The sequence below is a fragment of the Tolypothrix campylonemoides VB511288_2 genome (genome assembly GCF_045999855.1).
Lineage (GTDB): Bacteria > Cyanobacteriota > Cyanobacteriia > Cyanobacteriales > Nostocaceae > Scytonema > Scytonema bouteillei_A.
The window spans coordinates 270,310-285,672 of sequence record NZ_JBFPMW010000010.1; the positions used below are offsets into that span (position 1 = coordinate 270,310).

Annotated in this window: 9 protein-coding genes; 4 read left to right on the plus strand and 5 right to left on the minus strand. The window is 40.9% G+C overall.

Annotated elements, in window-relative coordinates:
• Positions 1-962 (plus strand): PPC domain-containing protein (locus tag AB0756_RS27155; protein ID WP_408104024.1); only part of this gene is annotated, 962 nt, incomplete at its 5' end.
• Positions 963-1,223: 261 nt separating this feature from the next.
• On the opposite strand, the gene AB0756_RS27160 is transcribed toward AB0756_RS27155, so the two are convergent.
• A complete protein-coding gene (locus AB0756_RS27160) occupies positions 1,224-2,240 on the minus strand; it encodes a tetratricopeptide repeat protein (protein ID WP_038071851.1) in 1,017 nt (338 codons plus the stop codon).
• A gap of 538 nt (positions 2,241-2,778) precedes the next feature.
• Between AB0756_RS27160 and AB0756_RS27165 the strand changes: the two genes are divergently transcribed.
• Entirely contained in the window at positions 2,779-6,174 is a 3,396-nt protein-coding gene (locus AB0756_RS27165; protein WP_050045272.1) for an amino acid permease, read from the plus strand.
• 100 nt (positions 6,175-6,274) lie between these two features.
• Here AB0756_RS27165 and AB0756_RS27170 read toward each other — a convergent pair whose 3' ends face one another.
• Positions 6,275-8,341 carry a serine/threonine-protein kinase gene (locus AB0756_RS27170; RefSeq protein ID WP_038071852.1) on the minus strand — a complete coding sequence of 689 codons (2,067 nt, stop codon included), beginning with the start codon at positions 8,339-8,341 and terminating at the stop codon, positions 6,275-6,277.
• Between the two features lie 383 nt (positions 8,342-8,724).
• Here AB0756_RS27170 and AB0756_RS27175 point away from each other — a divergent pair, with 383 nt between their 5' ends.
• Entirely contained in the window at positions 8,725-9,957 is a 1,233-nt protein-coding gene (locus AB0756_RS27175; RefSeq protein WP_038071853.1) for a pre-peptidase C-terminal domain-containing protein, read from the plus strand.
• 64 nt (positions 9,958-10,021) lie between these two features.
• Here AB0756_RS27175 and AB0756_RS27180 read toward each other — a convergent pair whose 3' ends face one another.
• From AB0756_RS27180 to AB0756_RS27190, 3 genes are all read right to left on the minus strand, one after another.
• On the minus strand, positions 10,022-11,065 hold the full coding sequence (locus tag AB0756_RS27180) for a WD40 repeat domain-containing protein (protein ID WP_038071854.1): 1,044 nt from the start codon (positions 11,063-11,065) through the stop codon (positions 10,022-10,024).
• Between the two features lie 156 nt (positions 11,066-11,221).
• On the minus strand, positions 11,222-13,324 hold the full coding sequence (locus AB0756_RS27185) for a serine/threonine-protein kinase (protein ID WP_038071855.1): 2,103 nt from the start codon (positions 13,322-13,324) through the stop codon (positions 11,222-11,224).
• 181 nt (positions 13,325-13,505) lie between these two features.
• Positions 13,506-14,561, minus strand: a complete 1,056-nt coding sequence (locus AB0756_RS27190) for a serine/threonine-protein kinase (RefSeq protein ID WP_038071927.1) — start codon at positions 14,559-14,561, stop codon at positions 13,506-13,508.
• A 152-nt stretch (positions 14,562-14,713) separates the two neighbouring features.
• Here AB0756_RS27190 and AB0756_RS27195 point away from each other — a divergent pair, with 152 nt between their 5' ends.
• Positions 14,714-15,292 carry an NADPH-dependent FMN reductase gene (locus AB0756_RS27195; protein WP_038071857.1) on the plus strand — a complete coding sequence of 193 codons (579 nt, stop codon included), beginning with the start codon at positions 14,714-14,716 and terminating at the stop codon, positions 15,290-15,292.
• The last annotated feature ends 71 nt before the right edge of the window (positions 15,293-15,363 follow it).

A 15,363-nucleotide genomic window follows, 5' to 3' on the forward strand; every position in this document is an offset into this window, starting at 1 on the left:
CAGCACCCGCACCCAAACCCAAGCCACAGACTGCCAACACAGCCACAGCACCCGCACCCAGACCCAAGCCACAAGTAGAGACAATTTCCAATACGAGGACAGCAACTGCGCCCGCACAAAATACTATTCCACAACAAGGAGGGCGTACTCCAAGCGCTAATACACCAAATATTCCCACTCCAAATCCTCAGTTAAGAGTTGAGCGTACTGCTGCGGTCGGTTCAAAACAGCCTAATAGACAAAGCACAGAAAATTCACCAATTAATTTATCCAATGGAATCGCTTTTAAAGAGATTAATTTTGTAGATTTTGCACTCGGTATTCTGGCTCCTGGTGATTATCAATACAAAGGCAGGCATTACCATTTTTATCAGTTTGACGGACAAGAAAACCAATATATTCAAATCAGGTTAACCGGTAGCGCAGATAACCGCCGCACCAATAACTTAGCTCTAGAGCCATTTGTTCTTCTACTCGATCCCGATAATAACGTGCTTGTTAGTAGGGGAACTACACAAAAAAATAAAGATGCATACATATTTGCACGATTGCCTGTAGCGGGTAGGTATACGATTGCTGTCACAAGCCGAGATGCTAAGGATGTAGGGCGCTATAGTTTAGCTCTCAGAAACGACACATCCGGCTATCTTTTAGATGAAGCCGCCAAATTAGATGAAAGTTTAACTTTGAAAAAAAATAGAAACTCTTATGATGTTTCTAAATTTCAAGGAAAAAGAGACCAACGCGTAAGTATACGTGTAGAGAGCGTTTATGAAGAGTTTGTGCCTTACGTGGTCTTAATGAATTCTAAAGGGCAAGTTGTTGCTTCCGATCTAGACAAAGATCGCAAGTACAGTGCTCTCATTGATAGAGCAAAGTTACCTGAGGATGGGACTTATTACGTTGTGGTGATTTCAGCCGTACCACAAGAAAACGGTAGATACAGATTAACAATGTGGTAAGTGGAGCCTTCCACGCCTTTTGCATAAACTTTTGTTATCTCTTGCACTCGTCCCAAAGATGCTAAGTACCCGTGCAAAATTAACTTTATATCTACTTTGCCTGAAACACTTGTGCAATTATGACTCAAGCTTCAAAAGATATATAAACAATTTTGCCTGACTACTTAAGAGAAGCTTTGTGACGAGTGCGCCTTTGTAGAGGTTGCGTGAGATTTGAAGAAAGTTTTGCTGTTTGCGATTCGCGACATCACTTTACAAGTTTTAAAGCATTTGCTCCACCAAGGAAATATCCAAGGTTTGTTTGGTTTTTAAACTCTGTTGATTGTACTCTCTTGCCGTTTCTTCATCTCCCAAACAAAGGTAAGCTTTTGATAAAGATTGCAAACAATTTGCTTCTACTTGGAGATAACCCATTTGAGATGCCATATCCAAGCATTCTGCATAAATATCCATTGCTTCCTCTATCAAATTCTCATTCAGATAAAAGTCTCCCAAACCTTTCAAACTTTGGATTTCTAATTTGCTAGCACCTATTTCTTGAGCAATTTCCCAACATTTCCAGTAGCAATCCCCTGCTTCTGACATGCAGCCTATAGCTTCATAATAAGTTGCTAAAGCGTATAAAGTATGCGCCTCCATAGAACGCAAACAAAGTTCTCGGGCAATAACCAAACGTCGCTCCGATAATTTTATAGCTTCAGCATATTGACTTGTAAAATAACAAGAAGATATCATTTGTTGAAGCAGTATTGCTTCGCTATGTTTTGCTCTTGTTTCTAACATAATTGTACGAGCAGGTGTGTAAAACTTGAGTGCTGCCGTAAAATTATCTTGGTGATATAAAGTGTCTCCTATCAGTGCGAGTGTATTCGCTTCTCCTGTGCGATCGCCTTGCTTCCTAAAAATTTCTAAAGCTTGCTCGTAGGACTGTTTCGCCTTGCAAAACTGCTTTGTTTCCAAGTAAACATTTCCCATAGCAAATTCTGTTGATACACTTTGTAAGGGAGTTTCAGCATATATACCTATTAACTCACGAACCAGTTTCATAAGTCGCGCCGAGCCTTCTGTCGCCAGTTCTACACACAGAATAGATGCGCTTTGTTGTGTCGTCTGTATCAAATCAAGTACAACGTTAACAAGATGGGCATCTATCAAATGTTGGTTGAGTTTTAGAATCTCTGTTTTTTCCCCATTAGAACAGTGTAGCAGTGTCTTAATCAGCTTGAGATAGCTGTGGTAAAGTTCTTGGTTTAGGTTTTGGATGGGAGATATTACCATATTCTTAATTACTTTTTTGTTATCTATACGTAAGATTTATATAAAATCAGTAAAATCACTTGGAGTTAAATTTTTCTTGTTAGAATTCTTACCGCTCCAATTTCAACCATATGTGGAAAAAATGAGTAACCTGTGAAGATAAGTGTGAAGATTTGTTAAGAACACAGTTGAAAAATCCGAGTTCTCAAACGGTAGAAAGAATTATCACTATCGTTTACGTAGGAATTATTGTGTTTTTTAATTAATTTATCCTGTGGAAGACCCCAATACCTATTATAAATAAGAATTAGAACCTGAAGACTGGAAACTAAGTAGAGATTTTATGCTTCGTTGACGTGTGGATTGGCAAACAGCGATCGCCCAAGGAAACCTAATAGGACACAAACTAAAAAATGCTTATAGAATATATTGCAAAATGGCCGGATATTTTATACCTGTCTAATTAACAGCTGAGAAAAGGGTAGATTTTACTCAAATACAGATACATTTATCTGTAAAGTAATTCCATTAATAACTCAATAATTCTAGCTAATAAAAAATGGTTAGTCATGATTATGTGAAGGGAAATAGAAATCATCGCTTGGTAATGAGCCTACCCCGCACTTTGAGTTATCTTGAAGCCTGTGGCTTTGGGTTAACGGGACACGTTGGATGGATTGGTACAGCACCAGTCATTCATGCAGCACTGGGAGCTAAAGCCATCTTAATTTGGGTTTTTGGCACAATCGTCTCTTTCTTACTGAACTTGCAGATACAAAGTTTAGGTAGACAGTGGTCAGATGTTGCTGGAGGAACACCAAATTACACAGCTAGGCTGCTCAATAAGTTTCCCTGCTTGGGTCTTTACGCAGCTTTAGCTTACTACTTTAGCTGGGCAGCAGCACCAGCATTGTTTTCCATTATCCTCACCAACCTAGTTAAAGTCAATTTTGAAACTCTAGGTATTCCTTGTCCGGAAACCTTACTCAAAATCGGATTTACGGTTATTTCATTTGTCGTAGCGTTCAGTGGCACTCGTACTTTAGCTGTCCTGCATTTATTTTTTGCAATCCCAGCGATTTTATTATTGCTTTTGTTTTCCATTCAGGGCGTGGTATGGTCAACTTTCTCCAGCACTGGTCCTAAGTTGCTGTTAGCTAATATATCGAGTCTGAGTGTTGGAGAATGGGCAAAGTGGTTTTTCTTAGCCAGTTATTCAATTTATGCTTGTGAAACCACTTCTTCTTTTGTTGCTGATAGCCGCGAGCCCAATAAAACTTTGAATTTCTTAACCATAGCGGCTTGGCTAATTGTGCCAGTTTTTCTAGGTGGTTCTTGGGTATTAATGTGTTCAAGTGTAAACCCAGAAATAGGTGACGATGCGTTCTTAAATCTGGTAGAAGCTTCTAAGCCTTTTTGGGGTCAACAAGCCTCATTTTTAGTGACCTTACTGATTACTTTCTCCTGTCTCCTACTTTGTGCTACAGCAGTTTCTAACTCTCCGAGGATTTTATATCAACTTGCCCTAGACGGACAGCTTTCTCCTATATTCACAGTAGTGTCTCCTCATGGTGTTCTGAGTCCCGCTCTTTTAGTTACCTTTTTACTGAGTTTGATCTGTCTGTATTTTGGAAATGTATCTCAGCTGGTTACGGTAGCAGCTACTTGTTATCTACTGTCGATTATGGGGCTACATTTGGGATTATGGCTGAGTCGAGGCAAACCGCAAGTCTTATGGCCTTGGTTGTCACTTGGTTTTTTTTTCATAGAAGCCTTAGTGTTAGTGGTGGGAGGTTTAGCTTGGAATTGGCAATATTTCTTAATAGGACTACTATTACCTATAGTTTTGATAGTTGGAGATGCACGGCTACGTCATCTAAAATTTGAGCTAACATACCCTAAATGGTGGACGAAGCATTACTCTACTCAAAGCAGTCACAATAACCAGGACTTTATTGTGCTACAGGTGATTGTCCTAGTATCATTAATTTGCGTGACTGTCACGAGCAGTTGGTTTGTGTGTACTTTGGCAGAAAAAGTTTCTCGCAATTGTTTTAATTCTTTACTAGCAATTGTACTGGTGACGCTTTCTTTTCTGGGAGTTGGGATCGCAGGCTGGACTACTTTACCGCAAATTACTGCCATTGATGAAGCACGCCAACAAGCCAAAAATTTATTTATTACTACTCTCAATACTGTTCCCGATACTGTTTTAGTTGTAGATGAAAACGGGACAATTCTTCAAATAAATGCAGCTGCGGAAGAACTTTTTCAAATGAGTGCCGAGCAGTTACTTGGGCAGAACTTAAATCAACTCCTAATCTACTATGAGGGTAAACCAGAGCAATGGCCTGCTAGAAGCGAACAAACCTTGAAAACCAAGCAAGGCTCGCGAATTGTGGAATCAACTGTTTCACAGCCATCTAATCGGCAACGACGGCAATATGTTGCGATCTTACGTGACATCAGTGAGCGAAAATTAGCCGAGACAGAATTGATTCAGTACCGTTGCCACCTCGAGCAGTTAGTAGCAGAGCGCACCGTTGAACTCATGAGGCTCAATCAGCAACTTCAACAAGACATCATGGAGCGTCAACGCACGCAAGAACAACTCTTACACAACAGTCTTCATGACGGGCTAACTGGCTTACCCAACCAAGCCTTCTTTATGGAGCGGGTGCAGTTAGCCTTAGAACGGAGCAAGCAGCAACAAGATTATTTATTTGCCGTACTCTTCTTAGATCTAGACCGCTTTAAGGTTATTAATGACAGCCTCGGACATTTACTGGGAAATCAACTTTTGATTGCCATTTCTCATAGGCTGAAGTCGGTTTTGCAAGCCGGAGATATGGTGGCCCGTTTTGGGGGTGACGAGTTCACAATCTTAATTGAAGAAATTGAAGATATTAACAGCGCTCTACGGGTAGCTGAAACAATTCAACAAGTTCTAGCTCTACCATTCCAATTGAATGAGAATAGAGTATTTACCAATGCCAGTATTGGCATCGCTATGAGTACGACCGATTACGAGCAAGCAGCGCACATATTACGTGATGCTGACGTGGCAATGTACTGTGCCAAAGCGCTGGGGAAAGCACGCTATGAAGTCTTTCATCCCAAAATGCACGAGGGTGCATCTTTGCTATTGCAGTTAGAAACTTCTCTGAGACACGCACTCCTGAAGCAAGAGGAATTTCGCCTTTACTACCAGCCAATTGTTTCACTCCTAACTGACAAAATTATAGGATTTGAAGCACTGATACGCTGGCATCATCCAGAACGAGGACTGATTTCCCCTGATGATTTTATTCCCCTAGCAGAAGAAACAGGAATGATTGTGAATATAGGGCAATGGGTGCTTTATGAAGCCTGTCACCAAATGCAAAGATGGCAACAACAATTTCCCAGTTTGCAACCCCTAACAATTAGCGTGAATTTTTCTGGTAAACAGATAGCGCAACCCCACATATTTAAACAGATTAAAGATATTTTGCAACAAACAGGGCTCGAGCCATCCAGTTTGAAGTTGGAGATTACTGAGAGCTTGCTGATGGATAATTTTGAATTGGCTAACACCTTGCTTTCCCAGTTAGCAGCTTTGAATGTCGAGTTGCACATGGATGATTTTGGGACGGGCTATTCATCCTTAAGTTACCTACACCGCCTACCAATCCAAACACTGAAGATTGACCGTTCTTTTGTCACCAATATAGGTAATCGGGGAGAAAATTTAGAAATTGTTCGCACTATCGTTGCCTTAGCTCATAATTTAAATATGTCTGTAACAGCAGAAGGTATAGAAACGCTAGAGCAATTAACACACCTCAAAGCATTACAATGCGATCGCGGACAAGGGTATTTCTTTTCTCCACCAATGGAAAGTGCATCAGTAGAATTACTGCTACGGTCGCATTTAGCACGTGGGAATTTTACACACCGCGTACTAAAAAAGTGACTTAGATTTTGGCTGGAATCAATTACTACAGTATCATCTTGATGAAGGCGTTTGCCTGTAAAGCTTTAAGCAGAATGCTCAAAGCTCCATTCCCAGCATATCACTTTAACCCCGATATGTATAAATCCTCTAAAGACGGCAACTGCCAAACTTTAATAACGTTGTCAGCACTACCACCGCTAGCAATTCTTTGTCCATCTGGGCTGATAGTTACAGAGTAAATATAACCAGAATCCTTCTTTAAAGTCTCGATCTCTTTTCCATTTGCAGAATTCCACAGTTTAATTGTATTGTCACTACTACCACTTACAAGGATTGCTACGTTCGAGCTTTTGCTATAAGCTGTAGTTGGCAGAAAAGCAACAGAATTGACTTTATCAGAATGTGTTGTTAAGGTATGCGTCACATCTCCTGTTGCGATGTTCCATAGTTTAATTGTTTTATCTTTACTACCACTGGCAAGAGTGACACCATCTGGACTAAAGGCAACAGAAAGAACGTAGTCAGTATGTCCCTTAAATGTACTAACTTCTTCACCTGTTAATACATTCCACAGTTTAATTGTCTTATCCCAACTTCCACTTGCAAGAGTCATACCATCGGGACTAAATCTCACAGACGCCGTTGCCTTTGTGTGCCCTTTTAGGGTACGAATTTCTTTTCCCGTTGTTAAATCCCACAATTTTACAGTTTTATCCAAACCTCCACTCGCAAGAGTTCTGCCATCTGGGCTAAAGGTAAGTGACGAAACTCCTCCAGAATGCCCCCCAAGAGTGGTCATTTCTTGTCCTGTTTCTAAATTCCACAGTTTGATGGTACTGTCTGCACTACCACTGGCAAGAGTTTTACCATCTGGGCTGAAGGCAACAGCCCAAATCCATTGAGAGTGACCTTTGAGAGTGAAGGTTGTCTGTCGAGTCGCAAGGTTCCAGATTTTTATTGTGCGATCGTCACTTGCACTAGCAAGAGATTGTCCATCTGGAGAAAAGGCTACAGAGTTAACATCACTGGAGTGACCTCGGAGCGTATCTGGTGAGTGAGAACTTTGAACAGTTGTGTTGCTTGGCTGACTGACACTAGAAGATTGAGTCACTCCAGGTGAATAAAAAAGATATACACTTATTCCTATCAATCCCAACAGAACAATCCCAGCACCTGTAAACAGTGGATATCTTAGCTCGAGAGTCGATTGCGGTGAAGGAAGCAACTGAGATTGTGATGAGTTAGCCGCAAGTAGGGTTGAAGGTAGTGGTGGTGAAAGCTGTGATAAATCTCTGAGGACTTCCTCTGCTGCTTGATATCGCTTTTGAAATTCTACTTTTAAAAGTTTATCGAGAACCTTGCTTAACTTGGAACTGAGCGTTACTTCTCTGCTACTGGGTTTTTTGAGATATCGCTGCCAATCATTCACCCAACTAAAGCCGTGTTGCAACCAAAGTTTAGACGGAGAAATCCCTGTCAGGAGATGGAAGCAAGTTGCACCCAAGCTAAACAAATCGCTTGATGGGTAAGCTTTTCCATCTTCCATCTGTTCAATAGGGGTATAACCATGGGAACCAATAGTTGTCCCAATTTTAGTTTGTACTGTTACCGATAGTTGCTTTGAGGCTCCAAAATCAATTAGCACCAATCGCCCATCACCATAGCGGCGAATAATATTTTGCGGCTTAATATCTCGGTGGATGACTCCTTGTTTGTGGATAAACTGGAGCACAGGTAATAAATCTAGTAAAAGTTCACGAATGTTACTTTCACTATAAGTTCCCACTTGTTGCAATTCTTTGGATAAATTCTGACCATCGATATATTGTTGTACTAAAAATAGATAATTATTCTCCTCAAAATAAGCCAATAAATGGGGAATTTGATTGTGTTCTCCGAGTTGCTGCAATCGCTGTGCTTCTTCTTGAAATAGCTGAACTGCTTTTTTTAAAGCACTTGTTCCTTGAATTTTTGGTGCAAACTGCTTGACTACGCACAATTCTTTCAACTTATCTATGTCTTCAGCAAGATAAGTTCTGCCAAATCCACCTTCATCAGACAATACTTTGATAACACGATAACGATTCCTTAGCAGCGGTACTAATGGTGTATCGCAGCTAGAGCACAGCGTGCTATCCTCAGGATTTAGGGGACTCAGACAATCGGGATTCAGGCAGCAGAGCATACTGGGAATCCATAAGTGGACAGTTTGGGTTTAAGGAAAAAATATCGAAGATTGATACCAGACATCTCCATAAATTCATTTGCATCGTCTACTATTTTCGTAGTGACGTGCCATGTCATTCTCTACATTAGTTTTTCCATATTTTGATGGTAACATCTTCATCTGTTAAGAAAGATACGAAAGCTTCTTTAATATAGATAAACAAAAGCATCTCTAGTGTAAAGATTTATAGAAGTTGTGTTTTTGATGTTTTTTTAGGTACCAAGCAACAGTAATCTATATCAGTAAATCAGCAGATTAACTAAAGTATTTTGTTGGTGAAATATAGTACGGTGTCAATCTACCCTGAGTACAATGTTTCAATCAACAGGAGTAGCCCAAAGATGGTAGAAACAAGCAACAAACAACTTGCCAACCCATTAAAATTGGTTTTATGTGGTTGCATGAGTAGTAGTTTGTTGATTACAAATTATGCTTTTCCAATCGAGGTCTTAGCAAATGACCTACACTCAAAACCCTTTTTAATTGCCAAACCTGCCGATGAGAGACAACCAGTCGCTGTAGAAAAAGGAATTGAGCAAATTCCGGTAGCCGAACAATCGGTACCCCGACAAGCAAAAGAACCTATTGAATCACCTCTACCTCCAGATGTAACTTCCAACTCTGTAAATTCCACCCCAAAATCCAATCCTTCTGAGACTGGAACGGTTTCAAAACCGACCGTCTCGACGACACCAAAGCAACCCTCTAACACTAACACAACTGCCACTTCACCTGGCACGGGTGTTGCTATTCCAGTACCAAGCCCTTCAGGCGATCGCGCCACACCTTCACGACAGGGTAACCCGACACCCACGCGCCCAGCAAGCGCCAAGCCAACAACAACAGCTTCTTCATCTGTTTCCCCATCCAGAACACCAAATTTTCAAGAAATTAACTTTGTAGATATTGCATTCGGTGTTTTGGCTCCAGGAGATTATCAATCACAGGGTAGATATTACCGCTTCTACCAGTTTGAAGGTAGAGAAAACCAACTGGTTCAAATTAGGCTAAGTGGTAGTGCAGATCGGCGTCGTACAAACAACTTGAATCTAGACCCCTTCATGTTTTTGCTCGATTCTAATAATAACGTGCTTTTGACTAGAGGGAGTGAAGAGGTGAATCCTCAAGGAGTCAAAGACGCATTTATTTTTGTCCGATTGCCAAGAACGGGTCACTACACGATCGCTGTTACCAGTCGCAATCCTGGAGATACGGGGCGATACAGTTTGGCTCTGAGAAATGATAGAGCGAGTTACAGTCTCGATCGCTCCGAAGAATTAACCCAGAACAGCCCAATTCAAAGAAAAAGTGGCAGCCCTTATAATGTATCGAAGTTTCAGGGTAAAAAAGACCAACTTGTGAGCATACGTGCTGACAGTGTCTTTGAACAGTTTTCCCCTTACATTGTCTTGTTGAATTCCCAAGGAAAAATTGTCGCTACAGACAATAACAAGAATGGAAGGTACAGTGCATTGATTGACCGAGCCAAGTTACCTGAAGATGGTACGTACTATGTAGTTGTTATCTCAGCAAATCCACGAGAACGAGGTACTTATCGGTTGACCGTGTTTTAGAGGATCGGGAGTAGCGGGACAAGGGGGAAGAACTAATCCCCAACCCAAACTCGCCAATTCCTTTTCACTGAACCAACCGCCAAATCTTAACTGTTTTATCAAAACTCCCACTAGCAAGAGTTTTACCATCCGGACTAAAAGCAACAGACCAAACTCTATCTGTGTGTCCCGTCAGTGTATTTATGACCTGTCCTGTCGCTAAATTCCAAACTTTGATTGTTTTGTCCCAGCTACTGCTAGCAAGAGTCTTGCCATCGGGGCTTATAGCAACAGACCAAACTCTATCTGTATGTCCTGAGAGTGTATGTATTTCTCTTCTGGTGTTGAGATCCCAAATTTTGATAGTTTGATCCCAACTGCCACTGACCAGTTTTTGATTATCAGAGCTGAATGCAAGGGAATAAACAGCATCAGAATGCCCTGAAAGAGTTTGGATCTCTTTTCCTGTTGACGTATTCCACAGATTGATGTTATTGTCAAAATAGTTACCACTAGCCAAAATTTTACCATCCGGGCTAAAGGCAACAGCGTTAACAACGTCGCCGCTCCCTTTAAGAGTGCGAATTTTTGCTCCTGTGGCTGAGTTCCACAAGTTAATACTTTGATCCCAGCTTCCACTTGCTATAGTTAGACCGTCGGGGCTAATGGCAACAGACTGTACTGAAGCTAAATGTCCCCTGAGAGTGCGTATCTCTTGTTGAGTACTGACGCTCCAGATTTTAACGGTTTTGTCAGTGCTTCCACTAATAAGCATTTTGCCATCAGGGCTAAAGGCGACAGAATTAACCCAATCAGAATGACCTCTGAGAACGCCAATCGCTTCTCCAGTCATTAAGTTCCATAACTTGATAGTTTTGTCCGCACTGACACTAGCAAGCGTGTGTCCGTCAGGGCTAACAGCAACTGCCAAAATTGAATTAGTGTGACCTTTAAGAGTGAAAGCCTCAGTAAACTTTAAGAGGGGTTTGGTTTGAGCTTGGCTGGGTTGATAGGACGCACTGGTTGCTGCAGGAGGTGATGGCCAATACCACATTCCTGCAAATCCCAAAAGCGCGATCGCCGCACCAGTCATAACTTTAATGTTTGTGTCAGTTATTTTTAAAGACATTGCAAATTCCACGTTACGCTGCTTTTATATTGCTCCGATATTAAGATCGGAGACATCTTACTTTTTTGGGAATATGATGTAGTTACCGATTGGATCGGTAGGATTCCGGATTTCTTAACACAGTTCCATATTAGTAAGAGTGACGTAGTCAAAAAATTAACGAGAAACTCGCCAAATCTTAATAGTGTTATCCTCACTACCACTGACAAGAGTTTTTCCATCTGAACTAAAGGCGATGGAAAGAACACTATCAGAGTGACCTAGCAGAACGCGAATTTGCTGTCCCGTATCTAAATTCCACAATTTGATAGTTCTATCCAAACTGCTACTAGCAAGGATTTTGCCATTTAGACCGATCGCAATAGAGGTTATCTTATCGGAATGACCAAATAAAGTACGAATTTGCTCTCCGGTTTCCGGATTCCATAATTTGATAGTTTTGTCAGAACTTCCACTAGCAAGGATTTTACCATTTGGGCTGATTGCAAGCGCAGTCACTTTACCCAAGTGTCCTTCTAAGGTACGAATTTGCTCTCCGGTTGCTAAATTCCATAACTTAATTGTTTTGTCATAGCTACCACTAATCACAGTTCTACCATCGGGACTAAAAATGACAGACCGAACCGAGTTAGAATGTCCTACTAGCGTGCTTATTTCTTCTCCTGTTACTAAACTCCAGAGTTTAATAGTGTTGTCATCACTGCCAACTGCAAGAACCTTACCATCTTGACTGAGGGCAAGAGCACGAACTGAGTTGGAATGCCCTGTAAGTGTACGGACTTCTTGACCGGTCGCCAGGTTCCAAATTTTAACAGTTTTGTCCTCACTTCCACTAGCAAGAGTTTGTCCGTCTGAGCTAATAGTCAGGGAGTTTACTGTACTACTGTGACCGTGTAAGGTCGAGATTTCCTGTCCTGTTATTAAACTTAATAGTTTAATTCCACTCTCGCTGTTACTGGCAATCGTTTTTCCATCTGGGCTAATAGCAACAGTTAAAATGGGGTGGGAATATCCGGTTACAGTTGAGACTAGAGAAAAACGACCTAGCGGGGATAGCTCGCGAGTTTTGACAGTGACATCTCGATTCGCTATGTTGCGATCGGGTTGACTGATACTAGAAGATATTTTGATTTCAAGACGGCGAAATTGCTTGTACCAAAACTCTCCCGAACCCAACACTAATACAGCTGTTCCTGCAAGGAGAGAATTTCTGAGAAAAATGTATGGTTTTGGTTTTGATGGTGCTTGAGTAGGAGGTACAACGACAGAAGGAGTAGGAGCACCCGCAGGATGCAGTGGTGGTAGTATTTGCTGCTTTAATGTTAAATCTACTATAGCTTCATCAGCAGATTGGTAGCGCTGCTGAATATCTTTTTGCAATAGTTTATCCAACACCCGCTCTAAATCCTGGCTTATTGGACTTTTGACATATTCTCGCCAATTCTTAACCCAGGCATATCCGTGTTCGGTCCATAATTTAAAAGGAGAAATTCCAGTTAGTAAATGAAAGCAAGTTGCGCCCAAACTAAACAAATCGCTAGCTGGATAAGCGTCACCATCTCTAATTTGTTCAATGGGGGAATACCCTTGCGAACCAATGGAAGTTCCCATTTTCATTTGTACTTTTGCCGTGAACTGCTTTGCAGAGCCAAAGTCAATCAGAACCAAACTGTCCATTTTCTTGGCTTTAGTGGAAGTATGATGAAAAACTTTTCCTGTTGTTGTTTGAGAAGTTCGACGACGGATAATATTTTGAGGTTTTATATCTCGGTGAATCACTCCTCGCTCATGTATAAATTTCAGAACGGGTAGTAAGTCTAACAAAATTTCTTTAATTTCTTGAGAGTTATACGCTCTCCGTTGTTGTAACTCTTTTAACAGGTTTTGCCCGTCTATAAATTGCTGAACCAAATATAAATAGTTATCTTGTTCAAAGTAAGCTAACAGAGTGGGAATTTGAGGATGTTCTCCCAGTTCCTGCAATCTTTCAGCTTCTTTTTGAAACAACTCCATCGCCTTCTTTAGCGCCCAATTTCCTTGGACTTTAGGAGCAAGTTGCTTGATAACACACAGTTCATTTAACTTATCAATATCTTCTGCTAAATATGTTCTACCAAATCCTCCTTCATCAGACAGTACACCTGTAACGCGGAAGCGATTTCGTAACAAATGAACTAGTGGGGTGTTGCACGTTTGGCAAAACGTCCTTCCACTCTTGTTCAGGGGATTTGGGCAATCAGGATTGAGACAGCAGATCATCACCAAAAGGACGCGATTGCGTAATAATTTATGCTAAATTATCCCTGAATTTTTTATAAGGATTAATTATCCTCTATCTTATACGAAATCTCTGTTGAAAAAAATTTGAATCTCATAACATTTTATAAATGTTATTGGTTGGTAGTAAGCGGTATAAAAATGGCAACTACTAATTACTAAACTAATCACTTACCATTCTTGCTTTTAACTTTGTTTGCCAATCGCGAATCGCTCTTGCAGTTTTTTCTGTAGGCGTCAAGTATTCTGGTTCTTGGCTGGTAGTGCGATCGTTAACTCCCAATCTTTGAGTTGTTAAACAGTCAGTCAAGGAGGGCAAATGGTTTTCCATCTCCAAAGCCCAAATAACATCATCAACTGATTGGAATCGCTCTTCTAAGGAAAGTTTAAGCATTCGCTCTAGAATTTGAGCAAAATAAGCGCTAATATTGACCTCTTTTTGCCAATGAATTTCGCCTGTTTTGATGTCGTACTCAAACTCTAGAGGTAATTTTTCAGTCAAAAGATAAAGACAAGTTACACCTAGTGCGTAAATATCACTGGCATAAACCGGACGCAAAGAAAGTTGCTCTGGTGGAGCAAATCCCATCGTTCCAATAAAATTGGTATTTACTGGTGCATCCGTTGGTGTTCCATCTTTTAACACCAACTCTTCCTTAACAGCACCAAAATCAATAAGCACTAAACGTCCGTCATCTTGGCATCGCAGTAAGTTATGAGGTTTGATATCTCTATGAATGACATGATTGTTATGTACGTAGCGCAATACTGGCAGCAATTCTCCCAAAAGTTTTTTCACTGCCTCTTCACTATATAGACCAGTTCGATGAACTTCTTGTGCTAAATTAAAACCTTTAACATATTCTTGAACTAAATAAAATTCCCCACTGACTTCAAAGTAGTCTAAAAGCATGGGAATTTGAGAGTGACTTCCTAATTGAGCCAATGTTTTTGCTTCTTTTTCAAAGCGATAGCAGGCACGTTTCCAGCTCTTAACATTGTCAACTTTTGGACAAAGTTGTTTAATCACACAGAGTGGTTGTCCTGGTAACACTGCATTCCTGGCTAAGAACGTGACACCAAAACCACCTTTCCCTAAAATCCTCAGTATTGTGTAGCGATCGCGAAATAGCTGTTTAGTACCGCACAGTTGACCCAGCTGAGTCCGTTGTAAAATTTCAGCATGGGACTTAAGTACTTCTGGTGAAGAGCCGTTCATCAGATTAAAAGGGAGTTGAGGTAAAACATTCATTATACGCGTTTTTCTAATTCGTCAAAAAGATTTTTCTACAAATAGTAAAATTTAGGAGTATAATCTCATCGGAACAATCTGTCCAACCACTCTCATTGAAATCAAGATAACCAGTAGCTATGGCATATACACCGAAAATACTGGCTTTTGCTGGAAGTACCCGCACTGATTCTTACAATAAAAAACTTGTAAAAATTGCGGCGACTGGTGCTAGAGCAGCAGGTGCAGAGGTAACTTACATTGATTTACGCGACTTGCCACTACCTCTTTTTGATGAGGATTTGGAAGCTCAAGAAGGTTTACCAGCAAATGCCAGAACATTGAAGGATTTGTTCATTTCTCATCAAGGACTATTGATTGCTTCACCGGAATACAACAGTTCTTTAACAGCAGTTTTAAAAAATGCCATTGACTGGGTATCTCGTCCTTCGCCTGATGAAGCTCCATTAGCTGCATTTGCAGGAAAGGTGGCTGCTATTATGAGTGCTTCGCCAGGTGGACTCGGTGGACTGCGGGGATTGGTACACCTGCGAGCTATCTTGGGAAATATCAAAGTCTTGGTACTTCCGGATCAAGTTGCTTTACCTAAAGCTTACGAAGCGTTTGATGTTGATGGCAATTTAAAAGACTCCAAACAACAGGAATCTATTGAAAAATTAGGTGAAAACGTAGCCAATATATTATTCAAACTCAATTGACTGAATACAGGAACAGAAGGCATTCCCAGGCGGAGCCTGGGAACGAGGGAGAGGAGGCGTTTCTTGATAAC

Bases quoted from the DNA above. Each gene is read 5' to 3' on its own strand.
- AB0756_RS27180 (WP_038071854.1), bottom strand. From the start codon at position 11,065: ATGTCTTTAAAAATAACTGACACAAACATTAAAGTTATGACTGGTGCG.
- AB0756_RS27195 (WP_038071857.1), top strand. From the start codon at position 14,714: ATGGCATATACACCGAAAATACTGGCTTTTGCTGGAAGTACCCGCACT.
- AB0756_RS27165 (WP_050045272.1), top strand. From the start codon at position 2,779: ATGGTTAGTCATGATTATGTGAAGGGAAATAGAAATCATCGCTTGGTA.
- AB0756_RS27185 (WP_038071855.1), bottom strand. From the start codon at position 13,324: ATGATCTGCTGTCTCAATCCTGATTGCCCAAATCCCCTGAACAAGAGT.
- AB0756_RS27175 (WP_038071853.1), top strand. From the start codon at position 8,725: ATGGTAGAAACAAGCAACAAACAACTTGCCAACCCATTAAAATTGGTT.
- AB0756_RS27170 (WP_038071852.1), bottom strand. From the start codon at position 8,341: ATGCTCTGCTGCCTGAATCCCGATTGTCTGAGTCCCCTAAATCCTGAG.
- AB0756_RS27160 (WP_038071851.1), bottom strand. From the start codon at position 2,240: ATGGTAATATCTCCCATCCAAAACCTAAACCAAGAACTTTACCACAGC.
- AB0756_RS27190 (WP_038071927.1), bottom strand. From the start codon at position 14,561: ATGAACGGCTCTTCACCAGAAGTACTTAAGTCCCATGCTGAAATTTTA.